The 19,207-nt window shown below is 72.6% G+C and carries 11 protein-coding genes, 3 pseudogenes and 1 riboswitch; of the genes and pseudogenes, 6 read left to right on the forward strand and 8 right to left on the reverse strand.

The window, feature by feature from the left end; genetic code table 11:
• Positions 1-559: 559 nt before the first annotated feature.
• Positions 560-2,419, forward strand: coding sequence for an ABC transporter ATP-binding protein (locus ABZ693_RS08785; protein WP_359874967.1), 1,860 nt, complete (start codon positions 560-562; stop codon positions 2,417-2,419).
• 196 nt (positions 2,420-2,615) lie between these two features.
• Here the strand turns inward: ABZ693_RS08785 and ABZ693_RS08790 are convergent.
• From ABZ693_RS08790 to ABZ693_RS08820, 7 genes and pseudogenes are all read right to left on the reverse strand, one after another.
• Positions 2,616-3,512 (reverse strand): annotated as a pseudogene (locus ABZ693_RS08790) (aldo/keto reductase); the annotation flags it as partial.
• A 360-nt stretch (positions 3,513-3,872) separates the two neighbouring features.
• Positions 3,873-5,714, reverse strand: coding sequence for an asparagine synthase (glutamine-hydrolyzing) (gene asnB, locus ABZ693_RS08795; RefSeq protein WP_359874913.1), 1,842 nt, complete (start codon positions 5,712-5,714; stop codon positions 3,873-3,875).
• A gap of 375 nt (positions 5,715-6,089) precedes the next feature.
• On the reverse strand, positions 6,090-6,605 hold the full coding sequence (locus tag ABZ693_RS08800) for an IS630 family transposase (RefSeq protein WP_359874969.1): 516 nt from the start codon (positions 6,603-6,605) through the stop codon (positions 6,090-6,092).
• On the reverse strand, positions 6,602-7,354 hold the full coding sequence (locus ABZ693_RS08805) for a (2Fe-2S) ferredoxin domain-containing protein (protein WP_359874915.1): 753 nt from the start codon (positions 7,352-7,354) through the stop codon (positions 6,602-6,604). Before ABZ693_RS08805 ends, ABZ693_RS08800 begins: the two co-directional genes overlap by 4 nt.
• Complete coding sequence (locus ABZ693_RS08810) at positions 7,351-8,166, reverse strand: ABC transporter ATP-binding protein (protein ID WP_359874917.1); 816 nt, start codon at positions 8,164-8,166, stop codon at positions 7,351-7,353. Before ABZ693_RS08810 ends, ABZ693_RS08805 begins: the two co-directional genes overlap by 4 nt.
• A complete protein-coding gene (locus ABZ693_RS08815; RefSeq protein WP_359874919.1) occupies positions 8,163-9,251 on the reverse strand; it encodes a FecCD family ABC transporter permease in 1,089 nt (362 codons plus the stop codon). The genes ABZ693_RS08810 and ABZ693_RS08815 overlap by 4 nt, the downstream gene beginning before the upstream one ends.
• Positions 9,248-10,240 (reverse strand): ABC transporter substrate-binding protein, encoded by a 993-nt coding sequence (locus ABZ693_RS08820; protein ID WP_359874921.1) that lies wholly within the window; start codon positions 10,238-10,240, stop codon positions 9,248-9,250. Before ABZ693_RS08820 ends, ABZ693_RS08815 begins: the two co-directional genes overlap by 4 nt.
• Positions 10,241-10,319: 79 nt before the next feature.
• A riboswitch (cobalamin riboswitch) is annotated at positions 10,320-10,523 on the reverse strand.
• Positions 10,524-10,809: 286 nt separating this feature from the next.
• Here ABZ693_RS08820 and ABZ693_RS08825 point away from each other — a divergent pair.
• The 3 genes and pseudogenes from ABZ693_RS08825 to ABZ693_RS08835 form a co-directional block, all read left to right on the forward strand.
• Positions 10,810-10,914, forward strand: a pseudogene (locus ABZ693_RS08825) (phosphotransferase); the annotation flags it as partial.
• A 302-nt stretch (positions 10,915-11,216) separates the two neighbouring features.
• A pseudogene (locus tag ABZ693_RS08830) lies at positions 11,217-11,651 on the forward strand (aspartate aminotransferase family protein); the annotation flags it as partial.
• 303 nt (positions 11,652-11,954) lie between these two features.
• Positions 11,955-13,199: an MFS transporter gene (locus ABZ693_RS08835; RefSeq protein WP_359874923.1), complete on the forward strand. Its 1,245-nt coding sequence runs from the start codon at positions 11,955-11,957 to the stop codon at positions 13,197-13,199.
• A 286-nt stretch (positions 13,200-13,485) separates the two neighbouring features.
• Here the strand turns inward: ABZ693_RS08835 and ABZ693_RS08840 are convergent, their stop codons facing one another.
• Positions 13,486-14,748: an MFS transporter gene (locus tag ABZ693_RS08840; protein WP_359874926.1), complete on the reverse strand. Its 1,263-nt coding sequence runs from the start codon at positions 14,746-14,748 to the stop codon at positions 13,486-13,488.
• A gap of 205 nt (positions 14,749-14,953) precedes the next feature.
• On the opposite strand from ABZ693_RS08840, the gene ABZ693_RS08845 reads away from it, so the two are divergent.
• Together ABZ693_RS08845 and ABZ693_RS08850 are read left to right on the forward strand one after the other, a co-directional pair.
• The gene (locus ABZ693_RS08845; RefSeq protein WP_359874927.1) at positions 14,954-15,142 is read left to right on the forward strand and encodes an MbtH family NRPS accessory protein; all 189 of its coding nucleotides are present in this window, start codon (positions 14,954-14,956) and stop codon (positions 15,140-15,142) included.
• A 133-nt stretch (positions 15,143-15,275) separates the two neighbouring features.
• Complete coding sequence (locus tag ABZ693_RS08850) at positions 15,276-19,157, forward strand: amino acid adenylation domain-containing protein (RefSeq protein WP_359874929.1); 3,882 nt, start codon at positions 15,276-15,278, stop codon at positions 19,155-19,157.
• Positions 19,158-19,207 lie beyond the last annotated feature (50 nt).

Raw genomic sequence — 19,207 nt, forward strand, 5'->3', positions numbered from 1 at the left:
AGCCGGCGTCCCGCGTGAGGGCCCCGAGACCGGCCTTTTCGCACCGCCGCCGAGCGCATCGCGGTCCGGTCCGCGCGGCCCGCAACCCCCTGAACGAGTGATCCGACCCCATCGAACGGGTTTGGCCGACGACCGCCCAGACGCCGCCCACCCCCTCACCCAGATGGGAACTGGCGTTCATGAAATGCCCGGTCCTCGGGCCGTGACGGACCCGGATCCGGCGCGTTTTTAGAGCACCAGTGCCCCACCGACGCCCAGACGGAGGACATGCCATGCACCCCACTCCCACCCCCTCGCGCCGCCCCCTCGCGTTCGAACGGCCCGGTACGGCCGTACGGAGCGTTGACGGCTCACTCGGCTCGGCACGTCCCTCCGCGGGAGGGGCGGCATGAGCGAATCCACCGGCCCCTCGGCCGACTCCGTCCCAGAACCGCGCACCGCCCCAACGGTCCCGCCCTCGGCGACGCCGGCCGAGCCGCCGAGCCGCCCCGGGGCCTCCCTCGGGGCCGGGGCGAAGACCGTCTCGGAGGACGCGGCGTCCACCGCACCGCAGCAGGAGATGCGGTACGTCGACCTGACCGGCAGTCGTGAGGCGGCGGGCCGCCACATCCGGATGCGCGACATGGCCCGGCGCCTGCCCCAACTGGTGCGCCGCTCCCTGGCGTTGGCCTGGCAGGTGAACCGGCGGGCGACCGTCGGCCTGCTGCTCTGCCAGGCCGTCGCCGGGGTGACGCAGGCGCTGGGCCTGGTCGCCGTCAGCGGCACCCTCACCGCGCTGCTGAGCAGCACGGACGTCTACCACCGGCTCCTCGATGCCTGGCCGTCCGTCGCTCTGCTCGCCGGCGCCGCCGGCCTGCGCGCCGTGCTGGGGATCGCCGTCGTCTGGCTGTCCTCCCGGCTGGGACCGCTGATGTCGCGCGAGGCCGAGCAGATGCTCCTCACCGGTTGCGCCGAGGTCGAGCTGTCGGCGTACGACGAAAGCGGCTTCAATCGCGACCGCGAGGCGGCGGACCGCGGCGCCGGGGTCACCGGCGATCTGATCGACGAGGGTCAGGACCTGATCGCCTCGGCGGCCTCGTTCCTCGCCGGGGCGCTGGTGCTGGCCGGGGTGCACTGGATCCTTCTGCCGCTGCTGGTGGCGGCGAGCCTCCCGCAGGCCCTCGCCCAGGTCAGTGGCGCGCGGGTGCGCTATCTGGCGAATCTGCGCAGCAGCGGCGACAACCGGATGCTGTCGGTGCTGCGCTGGCACATCTTCACCAAGGACGCCGCCGACCAGATCCGGGCCGGCACCATGGCCGGCTTCCTGACCGGCCGGTACCGGCAGACCGTCGCCCGGGTCAACCGGGAGGACCGGACCGCCGCCGACACGGGCGCCCGGATGTCCCTGGCCGGCGCGCTGTGCGGAGGACTGGGATCCGCGGTGGTGTGGGCGGCGGTCGTGTGGCTGCTGGCGGGGGGCCGGATCACCGTCGGACACGCGGGGACGGCGGTCTTCGCGCTGCAGACGGTCGGACAGTCGGTGCGCGGGCTGGTCTCCGCCGGCGCGCGCGCCGTACGCACCGGCCTGTACATGGACGACTGGAGCGACTTCCTGGACAAGGCGGGCGGGTTCCGGATGCGGCGCGGCACGCACCGCCCGGAGTCACCCAAGACGATCGAGCTCATGGCGGTCAGCCACCGGTACGCGGGCAAGGACCGCGACGCGCTGTCCGAGGTGTCGCTCACCTTGCGCCGGGGCGAGGTCGTCGCCTTGGTCGGCTTCAACGGTTCGGGGAAGTCGACACTGTCCAAGCTGGTCAGCGGCCTCTACCTGCCCACCAGCGGCGAGGTGTTGTGGGACGGCGTCCCGGTCGGCGACACGGACCCGCACGCGCTGTGGCAGCACGTCGCCCTGGTGCCGCAGGACTACGCGCACTGGCCCCTGACGGTGCGCGAGAACGTGACCCTGGGGCAGCCCGCGGCGGGCGGCGACGCCGCGGTACGGGAAGCGTGCGCGGCGTCCGGCGCCGACGAGGTCGTCGACAAGCTCGGCCGCGGCCTGAACACCCTGCTGGCCCGCGAGTGGCTCAGCGGGGAGGACCTGAGCGGCGGGCAGTGGCAGCGCATCGCCCTGGCCCGGGCGTTCTACCGCGAGGCCGGACTGCTCGTCCTCGACGAGCCGACGGCGGCGCTCGACCCGCGCGCCGAATTCCGGATCTTCCAGCGGCTGCGGGGCCTGGCCCGGGACCGGATGGTGCTGCTGGTCACCCACCGCATCACCAACGTCGCCGTCGCCGACCGGATCGTCGTGCTCGACGAAGGCCGCGTCGTCCAGGAGGGCACCTACCAGCAACTCGCCCACGAGCCGGGCCTGTTCCAGGAGTTGCTGTCGTACCAGGTCACCTCCGAGGACAACGAGAAGCCGGGGACGCGCACATGACCGGCCCTGACACCGCGGCGGCTGCCGGGGGCGACCGTGTCCCGCCTCGGCCTCAGCCCGTCCCAGGCCACCCGTCCCACGTCCTGACCGAGTAGCAGTAGTACAGGGGGGCGGCCCGTCGTCCATGAGGACGGCGGGCCGTCGGGCGGGCCGGGTCGTCGTCAGGCCGGCGTGGGCGGCCGGGGCCGAAACCCGCTCACGCGACGGGCGCGCGCCGCCGTTCCGTTGCGGCCAGACCAGGCCGCCGGTAGTCGACGTCCGAGGGGTTGAGGGTGACACCCGGCGAGACGATCTCGTCGACGCGGTCGAGGATCTCGTCGTCGAGGTGAAGCTCGGCGGCGGCGAGCTGGTCGGTCAACTGGTCGATCGTGCGCGGGCCGAGGAGCACCGAGGTGACGGCGGGGTGGTGGGCCGCGAACGCCGGCGCCGGATGTGTGAGGGAGATCCCAGCGTCCCGCGCCACGGCGAGCAGCTCTTCGACGGCGTCGAGCTTGCGCCGGTTGCCCGGGAGTTCGAGGTCGAACTTGTGGGACACCACCCGGCGGAAGGCGTCGAGTTCGATCTTCTCGCCGCGGCGGATGCGCCCGGTCAGCCAGCCGCTGTTGAGCGGGCTCCACGTCAGCACGCCCAGGCCGTGCTTGCGCGCGGTCGGCAGGACGTCCGCCTCGATGCCGCGGACGAACAGCGAGTACGGCGGCTGCTCGGTGTGGAAGGGGATGTGGTTGCGCCGGTCGGCGGCCCATTGGGCCTCGACCAACTGCTCCGCCGGGAAGTCCGAGGTCCCGATGGCCATGATCTTTCCCGCCCGGACCAGGTCGGACAGCGCCGACAGGGTCTCGTCGATGTCGGTGGCCGGGTCGGGGCGGTGCACCTGGTAAAGGTCGATACGGTCAGTGTCCAGGCGCCGAAGGCTGTCCTCGACGGCCCGGGTCAGCCAACGCCGGGAGTTGCCGCGCCGGTTCGGATCACGGTCCCCCATCCGGACCGGGAAGTGGCCCTTGGTCGCGAGCACGACGTCGTCGCGGCGGCCCCGCAGGGCCTTGCCGATGATCTCTTCCGCCTCACCGCCGGAGTACTGGTCGGCGGTGTCGACGAGTCTATCTGACCGGCCTGCCCGGACTCGGCCTGGACGGCGCCCAGTTCACCGGACGCTGCCGCGCGGCCGGCCCGGAGGACGTACCGGAGCTCCATCGGACGTACTACGCGCTCAACTTTCCCGACGAGCGGACCCGGCGCGCGTGGCGGCTGCCCGAGGCCGACTTCCACGGCGCGGGCCCCCGCCGGTTCTACGTGGTGGAGGTGCTGCGCTGGTGGCTTCTGGACGTCGACCGCTGGCTCGTCGACAAGCACGACCAGCGGATCGCGGTCCCCGTCGAGGACCTCACCACCGGATGAGAGCGAGCGCGCCGAGCCGGGGCGCCCGGCTCTCGCACCATCCTCCCGTCACCCGTGGTCAGGTGAGGGAGATCTCGGGCTTGTAGAGGTCCAGCCACAGCGCCAGGTCCAGGGTCCGTTCCAGGCCGCGGCGGGAGGGCTGGGTGATCCGGGGAGTGTCGCGGTGGGCGGCCTGGTGCACCCGTTCGCGGTCGACCAGGTCGAACACCGGGTGGGAAGGGGCGGCGAGAAGATCCTTGACGTGCTTCTGCAGGACGACGGCGTATGCGGGGTCCTGGGTCGAGGGGTAGGGACTCTTGACGCGGTCGTAGACCGACTGTGGGATCAGGTCCGCCGTCGCCTCCCGCAGCAGGCTCTTCTCCCGGCCGTCGAAGGACTTCAGCGACCAGGGCGTGTTGTAGACGTACTCGACGAGCCGGTGGTCGCAGAACGGGACCCGCACCTCCAGGCCCACCGCCATGCTCGCGCGGTCCTTGCGGTCGAGCAGGAGGCGGACGAAGCGGGTCAGGTGGAGGTGGCAGATCTGCCGCATCCGGTACTCGAGGTCGCTCTCGCCGTCGAGCCGCGGGATGCCGGCGACCGCGGTGCGGTAGCCGTCGGCGATGTACGCGCCGAGGTTCAGGGCTCGGGTCAGCGCCGGGCTCAGGATGCCGGTGTCGTCGCCGAAGTGCCGGCCGAACCGGACGAGCCAGGGGAAGGTGTCGGCCCCGCGGACCTCCTCGTCGAAGAACTGGAGGTAGCCGCCGAAGACCTCGTCCGCGGACTCCCCGGACAACGCGACCGTCGAGTGCTCCCGGATCGCTCGGAACAGCAGGAGGAGCGAGGCGTCCATGTCCCCGAACCCCATGGGGAGGTCGCGGGCGCGGATCACCTCGGCCCGTACGCCGGGGTCGGCGAGGGCTTGGGCGTCGAGGACGATGTCCTGGTGGTCGGTGCCGCTGGCGCGGGCGACATCGTGCACGAACGGGGTGTCGGGGGTGGCGCGCAGTTCGTCGGCGACGAAGTTGTCGGCCTGTCCGGCGAAGTCGACGGCGAAGCTGCGGACCCGCTCGCCGTGCTCGCCCAGTTGCCGGGCGGCCAGGGCGGTCATCGCGGAGGAGTCCAGACCGCCCGACAGCAGCGTGCAGCGCGGGACGTCGGCGACGAGCTGGCGGCGCACGATGTCGTCGAGGAGCGTACGGACGGTGGCGATGGTGGTGGCGCGGTCGTCGGGGTGCGGCCGGGTCTCAAGGCGCCAGTACACGCGCCGGCGCAGCCCCTGGCGGTCGACGGTCAGGACGGTGCCCGGCTCCACCTCGTACATGCCGTCCCACACCGCGTGCCCGGGCGTCTTGACCATCGCGAACAGCTCGCGCAGCCCGTCGATCCCCACCCGCGCGCGGGCCAGCGGATTGGCCAGGATCGCCTTCGGCTCGGAGCCGAAGAGCACCCCGTCGGGGGTGGGGTAGTAGGAGAACGGCTTGATGCCCATGCGGTCGCGGACCATCACGAGCGCGTCGCGCCGGCCGTCCCAGAGGGCGAAGGCGTACATGCCGTTCAGTCGCTCGGCGAGCTCCTCGCCCCACTCGAGATACGCGCGCAGGACCACCTCGGTATCGGACTGGGTACGGAAGCGGTGCCCGCGGTCGGTCAGCTCCCGGCGCAGTTCGGTGAAGTTGTACGCCTCGCCCGAATAGACCAGCGCCACGGTGCCGTCCGGGGTCCGCGCCGTCATCGGCTGACGCCCGCCCGGCAGGTCGATGATCGCGAGCCTGCGATGGCCGAGGGCGGCGGGTCCCTCGATCCAGGTGCCGCGGTCGTCCGGCCCCCGACACGCCATGGTCTCCGTCATCGCGTCCACCGTCGCCACCTCGGCCCGCAGATCACGGTCGAACGACACCCACCCGGTGATGCCGCACATGCGCTACCTCCCGGTCCCGCCCGCCGGAAGCGGCGCGCTCGCCTGTCAGCCCGTGGCTTCGTGGCGCCGGCGGCCTCTCCCGACAAACCAGTTGTATGGAGCACCTATACGTCGAGCGTGTGCCACCCGCTCACGGCGGTCAACTCGGCCGCCACCCGGCCGGCACTCGCCACCCCACCGTTTCGGCCGGGTTTTACGCGGCGTGTACGCGCCGATCGGCCCCCGGCCGGGAGGGCGCCGCCGGATCTCGGCCATCGGCAAAGAGTTCCCCAGGTCTCCGGTCCCGGCCGGTCCGCCCCCCCTTCCCCGCGGCGATGCCCGCTCGGCGTCCCGCCCGCTCGCCGAGGGTCCGCGATCGGAAGATCGCGCACACCCCTAGCGACCCGGTTCGGAGATTCGTGAGCAGTAGCGGCAGATGCGGTCGAGGATCTGGTCGGCAGTTTTGGTCCATTTGAAGGGCCGGGCGTCGTCGTTCCAGGCTTTGATCCAGTTCTCAAGGGCGGTCTTGAGGTCGTCGAGGGAGCAGAACAATCCGCGTTCGAGGCAGCGTCGTTCCAGCTCGGCAAACCATCGCTCGACTTGGTTGATCCATGACGAGTAGGTGGGGGTGAAGTGGAGCTGGAAGCGGGGGTGTGCGAGCAGCCACCTGTGCACGACCGGCGCCTTGTGGGCGGAGAGGTTGTCGCAGATCACGTGGACCGCCAGGGCATCGTCGGTCTGCCGGTCGATCTCGTCGAGGAAGTCGCGGAGGTCCACCGCCCGGTGTTGCGTGGACAGCATGGTGATCACCTTGCCGGTGGCGGTGTTCAAAGCGCCGGACTCACCTACGCCATCCCGGTACCAGCTCTCAACCGCCCTCGGTGAGACTGACTCACTGAGTGGGCGGATCAGTCTTCCTCATGGTTCCTCGGGTCTTTCCTGCGCCGTGGGAGGCGGTGCGCCGCGACCGGCCGGCCGCCGATGAGGTGGTCGGCCACGATCGTGGTGATCGTCACCGGATCCACATGCCCGTACCAGACGTCGTCGGGCTGCACGCTGATCACCGGGGCCTGGTTGCAGGGGAACTGGCAACCCGTCTGCACCACGAGGACGTCGTCGTCGCCGAGCCCGTGCTCCGCCAGCTGCCGCACCAGCGAGCGCAGGGCGTCGTCCGCGCGTTTGGCCGTGCAGCGCGGGCCGCGGCACACCATGACCTGGTGCCGGTGACCGGTGACCTCTTCCCAGGCCGGAGAGGTGAGGCCGGGTTCCTCGCCGGTGATCGGTTTGACGGACGCCGCAGCCGCGGTCACGGCGTCCGCCGACTCGGCGAGCCGGGTGGCCACGAGCAGCGCGGGCCGGTGGCCGGCGCGCTCCCGCCACCAGTGCGCCGCGATCCGCCGCAGCCAGGAGTGGCCCGGACCGGATGCTCCGAGGCGGACCCCGATCAGGACGGCGGTCTCCGTGCCCGCGTCGGCCAGCCTGGTCAGCTCGGCCGACAGGGAAGGCTCGCCCTGCTGCAGGAAGGCCGTCGTGGCGCCCAACGGCGCTGCCTCCGCGAGCAGTTCGTCCCGGCGATTGGCCTCGGTGATGGACATGCCGACCAGGACCGTGGCACGGCCTGCGACGGGCTGCGACGGAGCTTCCGTACGGTCATGGCTCATGATTCGGTCCTTTCGGGAAGCAGCCCGTTCCACCGGATGTGAGGCCTGTCGTGCCGGGGGTGCCGCTCCACGGTCGCGTCGACGCCGTAGGCGTGCGCGATCGTGGAGGAGGTGAGCACCTCGGAGGTGGGCCCGTGGGCCACCAGGCGGCCGTCGAGCAGCACGGCGACCTCGTTGCAGTAGGCGGCGGCGAGTTCGAGGTCGTGCAGGGCCGCGACGGTGGTGATGCCGAGCCCGCGTACGGTTTCCAGGAAGCCGAGCTGGTAGCGCAGGTCCAGATGGTTGGTGGGCTCGTCCAGCAGGAGCACCGCGGGTTCCTGCACCAGGGCCCGCGCGAGCTGGACCCGCTGGCGCTCGCCGCCGGAGAGGGACGACCAGGTTCTGTCGAGCAGCCCGCCGACGTCGGTGGCGGCGACGGCCTCGGCGAGTACGGACTGCTCGTGGGCGGCCGCGGAGCCCGCCGGAACGGGCCAGCGACCGCGGTGGGGCGTGCGCCCCAGGTCGATGACCTGGCGGGCCGTCAGCGGCAGTGCGGTGTCGGCCTGCTGTTCCATGAAGGCCACCTGCCGCGCGCGTCGGCGGACCGAGAGGGCGTACAGGTCGCCGCCGTCCAGAAGGACGCGGCCCGTCTGCGGCCGGCGCAGTCCGGCCAGAGCCCGCAGCAGCGTCGTCTTGCCGGCACCGTTCGGCCCGAGCAGGCCCGTCGTCCTGCCGGGGGCGAAGCCGAGGGTCACGTCCGTCAGCAAAGCAGCGCCGTCGACGCGCACGCCGACGCTTTCGGCACCCAGCCCCACCGGGTTCGCGGCGATCACGGCCGGCCCCCCGCGGCCGACCTGGTACCTGCCTGGCGCCACAGCAGCCATGCGAAGAACGGCGCGCCGAGCCCGGCGGTGACGATGCCCACCGGGATCTCCTGGTCCGGGAGCACCGAGCGCGCCACGATGTCACTGCCCACCAGCAGGGACGCACCGAGGAGCGCCGACATGGGCAGCAGGAGGGCGTGGCGCGGGCCGCAGACCAGGCGGACGACGTGCGGCACCACCAGGCCGACGAACCCGATGACGCCGGTGTGGGCGACCAGGCACGCGGTCAGCAGCGCGGCCGTGGCGATCAGGGCCCAGCGGGTACGCTCGACGTGGACGCCGAAGGAGCGGGCCGCGGTCTCGCCGAACGCGAACGCGTCCAGGTCCCGGGCGGCCGCGACCATGAACACCGTACCGACGACGGTCACCACGGTCAGGAAGACGGCCGTGTGCCACCGCACCCCGGCCACCGAGCCCAGCGTCCACTCCATGACGCCGCGGGCGGCGTTGCGGTCGCCGAGGACGAGCACGACGAACGAGGTGTACGCGCCGCATATCTGCCCCACCGCGATGCCGGCCAGCACGGTCCGCGAGGCCGGCAGGGACCGGCTGCGCGCCCCGGCCAGTGCCAGCACGACGACGACGGCGATCAGGGCGCCGGCGAAGGCGGCAGCCGGGAGCGCGCTGACCGCCGCGGCGCCGGAGACTCCGACGCCGAGGACGATCACGGTGACCGCGCCGACGGCGGCGCCGTTGGAGATCCCGAGCAGGTAGGGGTCGGCCAGGTCGTTCCCTGTCAGGGTCTGCAGCACCGCGCCGCAGACCGCGAGTCCCGCGCCTGTCGCGGCGGCTCCCAGGACCCGTGGCAGCCGTAGTTGCCAGATGATCTGGTCGTCCAGCAGCGTGACGTGGGAGTCGCCGAGGCCGAGCCGGCGCAGGACGACGTCGGCCACGATGCGCGGCGGCTCGTGGACCGATCCCACGGCGAGGCCGAGCAGGACGGTGACCAGCAGCAGGAACACGGCAACGGCCAGGGCCGCCGCCGCGCGGCGCGCTCCTGTGGGCCGTGCGGCGGGACGATCTGCCGCGGTCATGAACGCGGGTGCAGCTTGCCGAGGCCGGCCGAAACCCGGGCGGCACCGCCGGCGAGCAGCACGCCGGGCGTCGACTCGGAGAAGGGCACGACCACGAACGCACGGTTCCGGACGGCGCTGAGCTTGCTCAGTACCGGGTCGTGATCCAGGTAGTCGATCTTGGCCTGTGCGGTGTCCCAACTGGCGTCCGCAAGCACGATGGCGTCCGGGTCCGCCGCGGCCACCCGCTCCCAGCTCACGCTCTTCCAGCCGCCGGGCAAGGTGCCGAAGATGTTGTGGGCGCCGACGGCGTCAAGCACGAGCTGGGGGCCGCCATGGCCGGCGCCGACGAGCGGAGTCTTCGTGCCCGAGTCGTACCAGAGCACGTTCAGGCCCTTGCCCGCCGCCTTGGCCGCGAGTTCCGAGAGCTCCTGCTTCTGATCCTTCTGGATGGCGGCGGCTCGTGGTTCGACACCGAAGACCTTGGCGATATCGCCCAGTTCGTCCCAGACCGCCTGGAAGGACGCCGGCGGCACCTGCTTGCTGTCGGCGCAGCCGAACGGCGACAGATAGGACTCGACGCCCTGGGAGCTCAGATCCGCCCGTGTGCCCGCCACCTTGTCGGTGAACGCGCTGGAGTAGGAGGCGTAGAGGAAATCCGGACGCGCCGCGAGAAGCTTCTCCTTGGCCGGGTACTCCTTGGAAAGCACCGGGACGGCTTCGTAGGCCGCCTTCCATTTCGCCGGGACCGCGTCGTCGAGGTACGCCGTTCCGGCCATCCGGTTCTGCAGACCGAGAGCCAGGGCCACTTCGGTGGCGCCCTGGTTGAGGGTGACCAGCCGGCTCGGTGGTGCCGCCACGGTCGTGGTGACGCCACAACTGCTCACGCTCACCGGCGCTCGACGGCCGCTCCCGGCCGCCTCGGCGGGCTTGTCGGCCGCGGGCGCACCCGTACAGGCGCTGAGCGCCCCGACGAGCAGGAGTGCCGCAGCGGCAAGGCCGGAGCGCATGGGGCGCGCCGGGCGTATGGAACGTTCACTTCGAAACGGGCGCAAGGGACCCCCAGGCACGTGTTCTCCAACCCTCGTGGAACATGTCGCGCCGTGGCCGGTCTCCTGGCTTCCGCATCAACGCTTCACGACCGGCCTTCCCGGGGGCTCGTCTCCGATCCACCCAGTGGCCCTGACCGCTCCGGGAGCCGTCAGCGAGGGCCGCGGAACTCCGCAGCTACAGTGGCGAGGGCCGCACCGGCTTTCAACCGGTTTCCCGTACACCACGGCGGCGACAGGCTACCAAACCACCGGGAGTCCGGCCGTGAGGGGAAGAGTCCCGGCCCTCGGCATGGTTCCCGTGTCGGCCTCGGCCTGATTCGAGTGTGACGACCACTCCGCTGCGGGGCGCGGTACATCGAGCGTGGCACCACGGGTGACCAACGTGAAGCCTCCGGCGATTACGGATCTGATCTCGTGGTGAGACCTGTTCCGGCCAGGTGTTTCACGGCTGTTCTGATTCAGGTGCACCAGGACGGGGGTCAACAGTGCACGAGCTCCGTTCCGCAGTCGTGCTCGTCACGGGTGTCATGGCGTCCGGGAAGTCCACCGTGGCCCAACTGCTGGCCGAGCGACTGCCGGGCTCCGTGCACCTGCGCGGCGACGGCTTCCGGCAGATGATCGTGTCCGGTCGCTGCCGCTCGGCCTCACTCAAGACCAGCGGCTCCAGCCTGTTGTCACCCACAACCCACAACCCACAACAGACCGAAACCAAGCGCCGCCCGTCAGCCAGACCCCCGAATTGGTACGGAAATCGACTCATGTGGTGACGAACCAACTCCCAACCAGATCACTAGGACTGGCCCGAACCCTCCCTTACGGTGGGCGAGTTGATCGTCGCACCCTCGGGGAGGCGGCTTCCCCCTCCCAGCATCTGGGACGACGCCCATGCCCCGAGCCCACCGCCCCGGACCCCGCGGGCACCCCGCCGGGTCGGTCCGGACCCGGCGGCGAACCGGACCTGAGCCTGGTGCTGCATGTCGCCGACGAGATGCGGGAGCGCGGCTGGTACCTCCAGCCCCAGCTCTCCTTCGACGGTCTGCCGCCCAATCTGCACCTGACGCTCACTACGGCGACCGTCGACCGGGTCGGCGCGCTCCTCGCCGACCTCACCGGCTCCCTCGCCGCGGCGCGGGCTCTCGAACCGGTCGTGGTGGATCCGGGGCTGAGGGACCTGGCCGAGGGCCTCGACCCCGACACGCTCACCCCGGAAGAGGTGGCCGGGTTCCTGGCCTTCGCCGGCCTGGGCAGCGCTGACGGTCAAGGGCTGCCGTCGCGGATGGCACCGGTGCTGGCCTTGCTGGACGCGCTGCCACCACGTCTGAAGGAGCGGCTGCTGGCGGAGTTCATCGGGTCCCTGTTCCGCGTCTGAGGCGTCGGAGTCGTCGGACGCGCCGGGCGTCCCAGGGGCCGGCGCCGCCCGTCACCGGCCGATCGGGAGTTCCGCCGGGGGGATGGGCGGCCCGTACGCTCCCCTCCTCGGTGGTCATTTTCGGCCAAGGCCCGAAGGGGCCTGTCGATCTTGCTTCCCTCTCGGTACCCCGTCCGGTGATGCTGGGGCGCGGTGGACACCCCACCAGGCAGCGGGACTTCCGCCCACGGGGCTCGCGGACCTCCCGACGACGTGCCGTGCGCCGGACCGCCGGACCGGGCACGGACCAGAACGGTGACACCCATGCTCGAACTGCTCAAAGACCGCACGTACCTCCGCTACTGGCTGGCGGTCGTGGCGTCGTTCCTCGGGGACGCCATCACCAAGATCACCTTGATCTACGTGGTGGCGACCGGGACGTCGAACCCCGTCCTGTACGTGTCCCTCGTCGTCATCGCCCAGTTGCTGCCGTCCGGGGTGCTCGGCGCCTTCGTCGGCCCGCTGGCCGACCGGGTGCCGGCCCGGGTCCTGATGGTCGGCTCGGACCTGGTCCGGGCCGTCCTGGCGCTGCTGATGATCGCCGTCCGGGACTCGCCGCTGCCGCTGCTGGCGCTGATCCTGCTGAGCGGCATCGGCAAGGCGGTCTTCGAGACGGCGCGGATCAGCGCGGTGCCGCTGATCGTGCGGGGCCACAGCATCCCCACGGCGGTGGCGCTGTTCCAGTCGACCAACCACACCCTGAACCTGGTCGGCCCCGCCATGGGCGGTGTGCTGCTCGCCCTCGGCAGCGTCCCGGTGGTCTTCGTCCTCGACGCGGCGACCTTCGTGATCTCCGCGCTGCTGCTCTTCGGCATGGCCGTGCTGAAGGAGGTGCCCGTCCCGGCCGCGGCGGGCGTCGCGCGCGAGTCGTACGGGCGGTCGCTGCGCGTCGGGCTCGGCGGCGTGATGGCCGTGCCGTCGCTGCGCTTCCTCTCCGTCGTGCTCGTGCCGGTCATGCTGGCGCTGGGCCTGTTCAGCACCAACCTCAACACCCAGCTGCTGTCCGGATTCCGCCTCGGGGCGTTCGACTACGGCCTCGCGCAGGCGGCGTTCGGCGCCGGATCGGTCGTCGGGGCGCTGGCCGGGCCGCCGCTGGTACGGCGAGCCGGCAACCGGCGGCTGCTGATCGGGGCGATCGCGTTGTTCGCCGTGTCGCTGCTGCTCCTGGATCCCGCCGGGCGGCTGCGAGACGGACTGGGGGTGTCGGCGGTACTCGTGTGGTGTCTGGTGGCGGGCCTCGGCTCGGGGCTCTTCCAGGTGCCGGTGGCCAACACCCTGCTGAGCGATCTGCCCGCGGAACTGCGCGGCCGTGGCGTCGGCCTGCTCAACGCGCTCATGGTCAACTTCATGATCATCGGCGTGGTGCTCGGGGGCGTCGCCGCCGACCTGGCGGGCATAGGCCGGTCCATCGTCCTCACCGGCGCGGTGCTGTTGCCCGTCGCCCTGCTCCTCGCCGTCTCCCCGCTCGGCCGGACCCGCGCCACCGCCGAACCGGAAGCCGTCTCGTAAGCCGTACGCCTGCGAGGAGTCACGGCTCCCCGCTCGCCCGGCGCCCCGACGGGGTGGGCGAGAAACGTGTCGTGGAGAACGCCGGATCCGGATAGCCGAAGTCGGCGTCCTGACTGGTTCCGGCGGAATATGCCACGGCCACTGGAGTCGTCCCCGTCGCCGACAGTCGGGCTTTCCCTGGTAAAGCCGACCCCCGGCACCGGGAAATCCGTGAAGTACCCCTACACACCCCTATTCCCCGTGCTTCTTCGCACGCTCCGGCTCACAGAGGTCTTGGCCGGAATTCTCAACTCTCGGCGACTGGTGCGCCCGGCAGGTCGCGGAGGCCGCGCAGTGGTTTCACGAGCAGGAATCCGCCGGCGGCCACCAGTGCGGCCGTGACGCTCCACATCGCGGGGCGGGCGCCGAGGACGGAGGCGAGCGAGCCGCCCAGCAGAGCGCCGACCGGGATGGTGCTGTAGTTGAGGAAGAGGGTGGTCGCGGTGACGCGCCCCAGTAACTCGGGCGGGCAGTACGCCTGCCGGAAGCTGACGATGACGACGTTGCAGGCCACGACCCCGGCGAACAGCACGGCCGTGCCCAGCACGTAGAACACCAGCCTCGGCCCCGGGCCGGCGAGCGCGGCGAGCAGCCCGAACGGCGCGGCGGTGAACTGGAGGACCAGCAGCGTGCGCGCCGTGCCCAGACGCCGGGCGAGCCGGCCGGCCACGAGGCCGCCGAGCACCCCGCCGAGGCCGCCGCAGGAGACGAGCCAGCCGAGCGTGTCGGAACCGACGCCGACGGTCCGTACGAGGAAGACGATCTGGACGGCCTGGAGGCCCGCCATCGCCAGGTTGACGGCCGCGGCGAACGCGGTGACGGCCCGGACGCACCGGTCTCCGGACACGAACCGCAGGCCGTCGGAGATCTCGCGGCGCAGCCGCCGCCGGGGGGCCGGGTCGGGGCGTGGCGTGTCGGAGCTGATGGCGATGAGGCAGACCGACGACACCATGAAGGAGGCCGCGTCGAGCAGCAGGCCCGGCACGCTGCCCACGGTCTGGGCGATCAGCCCGCCGAGACCGGGGCCCGCCACCCTGGCCCCCTGCTCCCCGGCCTGCAGCTGCGCGTTGCGGTGCATCAGGTCGGCCGTGGCGACCAGTCGGGGCAGATAGGCCGAATAGGCGGTGGAGAAGAAGACGGAGGCGGCACCGGAGATCAGGGCGGCGCACAGGACGTGCCCGATGGCCAGGACGCCCAGCCACCAGGCGAGCGGCACGCTGACGAACACCAGCGCCGAGACGGCGTTGCACACGAGCATCACCGGGCGTGGTGCGAGACGGTCGACCCACGCGCCGGCGGGCAGGCCGATGAGCAGCCACGGCAGCCATGGCGCGGCGGTGAGCAGGCCCACCACGAACGGCGAGGCGTGCAGGGTGGTGACGGCCACGAGCGGCAGCAGGACGGAGGTCACGCTGGTGCCGAGCTTGCTGGTGGTCTCACCGACGAGCAGCAGCCGGAAGTTCCGGTGGGGGCGGCCCCGGCCTTTCGCGGACTGCGCGGCGGTGGGCATGGCGGATTCCAGCACGGCCTCCGGTACTTCGATATCCCGACGGATTTCCGGCGCGCCACAGAGTACGTGCGGCCGCCGCGAGTGCGCGCTGGATCGTACGAGAATTTCTTCCCGGAAACCAGGGTGGCCATTTCCCGTCGGTGCCGCTTAGGCTCGAACACGTCCATTGCCAACGGAGCCTGCCTCGTGGGAAGGTCGAGCCCGGATGATCAATCCGTTCACGAATGAATCCGGTCGATTCCCGATCCTTGCCCTTGACGAGGACCAGCACTCCCGCCGGCCATCGGAATTCGGCATTCCGGCCGGGTGGGACGCGGTATTCGGATCCGGCGCGCGGACGGCGTGCCGGGATACGTGGAGCACGTCCGGGCCGGCACGCGGCCGGCCTGCCTGAGCACCGCGACGGGCGCGGCCCGAGCGGCGACGGCCGGCTCCGAGCGCCGTGACCGCCCCTGTGACACCTGTGACGCCTCCCCCATCGCCTCACACCGACACCGCCCCCCCTTCTCCCGTGCAAGGAGCTGTCCGTGGTCACCAGCGCGATCGACCTCCTCGCACGCTTTCTGCGGGAGGCGGCCCGGCATCCGGAGCGTGCCGCCGTGGTCACGCCGTCGGAGTCGGTGACGTTCGGCGCGCTGGGCGAGCGGGTGGAGCGGCTGGCCCGGGCGCTGCGCGCGGCCGGCGCGGGGCCCGGGGCAGTCGTCGCGCTGCAACTCCCGCGCGGTGTCGACCTGGTGGCGGCGAGGCTCGCGGTGTGGTGGGCCGGCGCGGCGTACGTGTCGCTCGATCCGGCCCGTCCGGCGGAACAGGCGCGTCTGCTCGCCGAGGAGTCCGGGGCGCGGGTGGTGGTCGCCGCGGGGCCGGACGGCAGCATGTGGCCGGCGGACACGCGTCGGCTCGATCTCGCCGCCGCCCCGGGCCTGTTGGTGTCGGACGCGGCCCCGGCGGCTCACGAGGTGCCGGACGACTCCCCGGCGTACGTCGTCCCCCGCGCGGGGGTGACGGTCACCCGGCGCGACCTCGCCGACCGGGTGCGCGCGTGGGAGGACCGCGGCGTCTGTCCTCCGCTGCCCGCACGGGTGGCGTGGAACACGGACCTCGGCTCCGCCGCCCCGGTTCCGCAGTGGGTCCGGGTCTGCCGCGGCGACACCCTGCTGCTGCCGACCGGTGAACTGTCCGCCGATCCACGGTTGTTCGCGCGGTTCCTGAGCGCGTATGGGGCCACCGACCTCGACACCACCCCGTCCCACTGGGAGGTTCTGCGTCCGTACGTGGTGCCCGGAGGGAAGAGCGGCACCCCGCTGCGGCTGTTCCTCGACGGCGAGCCCACCTCCCAGGCCCCTGATGCGAACCTGCCCGCCGAAGCCCCGCAGTTCCTCGGCCTCTTCGAGAAGCTCGCCGGAACCACTCCGAACGCCACCGCCCTGCTGTTCGGGGAGGAAGCGGTCTCGTACGCGGAGCTCGACGCCCGCGCGAACCGGCTGGCCCATGTGCTGGCCGCGCGGGGCGCCGGGCCGGAGACGGTGGTCGCCTCGGCGCTCGACCGCTCGGTGGAGCTGGTCGTCGCGGTCCTGGCGGTGATGAAGTCCGGGGCCGCCCACCTTCCCGTGGACCCCGGTTACCCGGAGCCCCGCATCGCCCACATCCTGGGCGACGCGGCCCCCGCCCTGCTGCTCGCGGATGCGGGCACGGTCCTTCCGGCCGGCGTGGCGGTCCCCCGGGTCGACCTGGACGATCCGGAGACGCGCGCGGCGCTGCGGCGCGCCCCGGCGTCCGGCCCGCCGGACGGCGCCCGGCGGACGGCGGGCGACCTGCCCGCGTACGTCATCTACACCTCCGGGTCCACGGGCCTGCCCAAGGGCGTGGCCGTCACCCGTTCCGGTCTCGCCAACCTGGCCGCCCACCAGCGCGCCACCCTCGCGGTGGACGCCGGCAGCCGTGTCCTGCAGTTCGCCTCGCCCAGCTTCGACGCGTTCTTCTGGGAGCTGGCGATGACGCTGTCCGCGGGGGCCGCGCTCGTCCTGGCGCCCGCCCGCGGTCTGCTGCCCGGGCCCGGCCTGTGCCGTCTCGCCGACGAACGGCGGGTCACCCACGCGACCCTGCCCCCGTCGGTGCTGCGCGTCCTGACGCCCGACGCCCTCCCGCGCGTCCGTGTCCTGGTCGCCGCCGGTGAGGCCCTGGACGCGGGACTGCGGCGGCGCTGGGCTCCGGGGCGCACGCTGATCAACGCGTACGGGCCGACGGAGACCACGGTCTGCGCCACCATGAGCCGGCCCCTCACGGAGGACGCCGCCGTGCCGCCGATCGGCGGGGCGATCCGGAACACGCGCCTGCACGTCCTCGACGCCGCCCTGCGGCCGGTGCCCGCCGGAGTGGCGGGCGAGCTGTACGTCGCGGGGGCGGGCCTGGCCCGCGGCTACCTCGGCCGGCCCGGTCTGACGGCGCAGCGCTTCGTCGCGGATCCGTACGGCCCGGCCGGGACGCGGATGTACCGCACCGGCGATCTGGCCCGCTGGAACACTTCGGGCGAACTGGAGTTCGCCGGGCGTACGGACGATCAGGTCAAGGTGCGGGGACACCGGATCGAACCGGGCGAGATCGAGGCCCGGCTCACCGCCCACCCCCGGGTGTCCGCCGCCGCGGTGACCGTGCGCGAGGACCGGGACGGCGACCGGAGGCTCGTCGCCTACGTCCGCCGTGACGCGCTCACGTCGGCACACCCGAGCGAGACGGACCGCGTCGCCGAGTGGCGGCGCGTCCACGACGCCGTACCGGACGAGGCCGAACCGGCCGCCTTCGGCGAGGACTTCACCGGGTGGAGGAGCGGATACGACGGCAGCGCGATTCCGGTGGAGAACCTGCGGGAGTGGCGCGACGCGACCGTACGCGGCATCCGCGCCCTTCGGCCGCGACGCATCCTCGAACTCGGCGTCGGCAGCGGTCTGTTGCTGTCGCAGCTCGCCTCCGAGGCGGAGACCTACTGGGGTCTCGACCTCTCGCCCCGGGTGATCGAACGGCTGCGCGCGCAGGTGGACGAGCGCCCGGATCTGGCCGGTCGGGTCGTCCTGCGCAGCGGACCGGCCGACGACCACGAGGGCGTCCCCCGCGGGTACTTCGACGCGGTCGTCCTCAACTCCGTCGTCCAGTACTTCCCCAGCGGGCGCTATCTCGCCCGGGTGCTCGCGCTCGCGGCGGCGGCCCTGGCTCCCGGTGGCTCGGTGTTCGTCGGCGACGTCCGGCACCGGGGCCTCGCGGACGTCTTCCACGGGGCCGTCGCGGCCCGCTCGACAGGCGCCGGGCCCGGGAGCGCCGAGCACCGCCGGGCCGTGGCCCGCGGCCTGGCCACGGAGCCGGAACTGCTGGTGGACCCGGAGTTCTTCCGGTCACTGACGGCCGCGGCGGAGGATCCCGGGCCGCTCTTCACGAGCTGCGACGTGCGGCTGAAGCGGGGCACCCACCACGACGAACTGACCCGCTACCGCTACGACGTGGTCCTGCGCCGCACCGGCGACGCGCGGCCGCGCAGCGGCGCGGTGACGGAACTGCTGTGGGGTGCGGACGTCCGTACCCTCGACGAGCTCGCCGCCGCCCTGCGGGACCGCGCGCGGGACGCCGTACCCGTCCGGCTGGCCGGGGTGCCCAACGCGCGCCTCGCCGAGGATCTCCGCGCGTCGGGCGTGTCTCCCGTATCCGGCCAGGACCCTGAGGACCTGGCGCGCCTCGGGGAACGACTCGGGTACCGCGTCGCGGTGCGCTGGTCCGCGAAGGCGGGACCCGATCACGTCGACGTCGAATTCGCCTGCGGGGAGCGGGACTTCCCCGAGGAGGCCGAGGCCGGGACCGGTCCGGCGGGGGATCCCGAGCGCCACGTCAACATGCCCTTCGCGATGTCCGACGACGCGGAGATCGCCGCGTCGGTCGGCGCGTGGGCGGCGGCGTACCTCCCCGGGTACATGGTGCCGTCCGCGATCGTCGTCCTGGACGAGTTCCCGCTCACCCCGCACGGCAAGCTCGACCGGGCCGCCCTGCCCGCCCCGGACGGGCCGCGCGGCGCCCGGCGCGGGACCGGCCGCCCTCCACGGACCCCTCAGGAAGCGGCCCTGTGCCGGATGTACGCGGAGATCCTCGGACTCCCCGCGCCGGAACCGACGGAACCGGCGGCGAGCCCTGCGGGCGAGGGCGCGCCAGGGGACACGGCGTACGCGGTGGGGGTCGACGACAACTTCTTCGAGCTCGGCGGCCATTCACTCCTCGTCACCCGGCTGGTGGGCCGGGTCCGCGCCGAGCTGGGGGTGGAACTCCACGTGGGCGCGGTCTTCGACACACCCACACCGGCCGGCCTCGCGTCCCGGCTCACGGGAGCCCGCAAGGCGAGGCCCGCCCTGCGGAGGATGCCTCGCCCCGACTGACGGCGGCGCGGTCCCGCGACACCGACCGGATCACGTACGAGCAGGGTCAT

The sequence above is a fragment of the Streptomyces laurentii genome (assembly GCF_040635425.1).
Classification (GTDB): domain Bacteria; phylum Actinomycetota; class Actinomycetes; order Streptomycetales; family Streptomycetaceae; genus Streptomyces; species Streptomyces laurentii.

Coding starts and splice junctions, on each gene's coding strand:
- ABZ693_RS08845 (WP_359874927.1), top strand. CDS start 14,954: ATGATCAATCCGTTCACGAATGAATCCGGTCGATTCCCGATCCTTGCC.
- ABZ693_RS08840 (WP_359874926.1), bottom strand. CDS start 14,748: ATGCCCACCGCCGCGCAGTCCGCGAAAGGCCGGGGCCGCCCCCACCGG.
- asnB (WP_359874913.1), bottom strand. CDS start 5,714: ATGTGCGGCATCACCGGGTGGGTGTCGTTCGACCGTGATCTGCGGGCC.
- ABZ693_RS08835 (WP_359874923.1), top strand. CDS start 11,955: ATGCTCGAACTGCTCAAAGACCGCACGTACCTCCGCTACTGGCTGGCG.
- ABZ693_RS08820 (WP_359874921.1), bottom strand. CDS start 10,240: ATGCGCTCCGGCCTTGCCGCTGCGGCACTCCTGCTCGTCGGGGCGCTC.
- ABZ693_RS08785 (WP_359874967.1), top strand. CDS start 560: ATGCGGTACGTCGACCTGACCGGCAGTCGTGAGGCGGCGGGCCGCCAC.
- ABZ693_RS08815 (WP_359874919.1), bottom strand. CDS start 9,251: ATGACCGCGGCAGATCGTCCCGCCGCACGGCCCACAGGAGCGCGCCGC.
- ABZ693_RS08805 (WP_359874915.1), bottom strand. CDS start 7,354: ATGAGCCATGACCGTACGGAAGCTCCGTCGCAGCCCGTCGCAGGCCGT.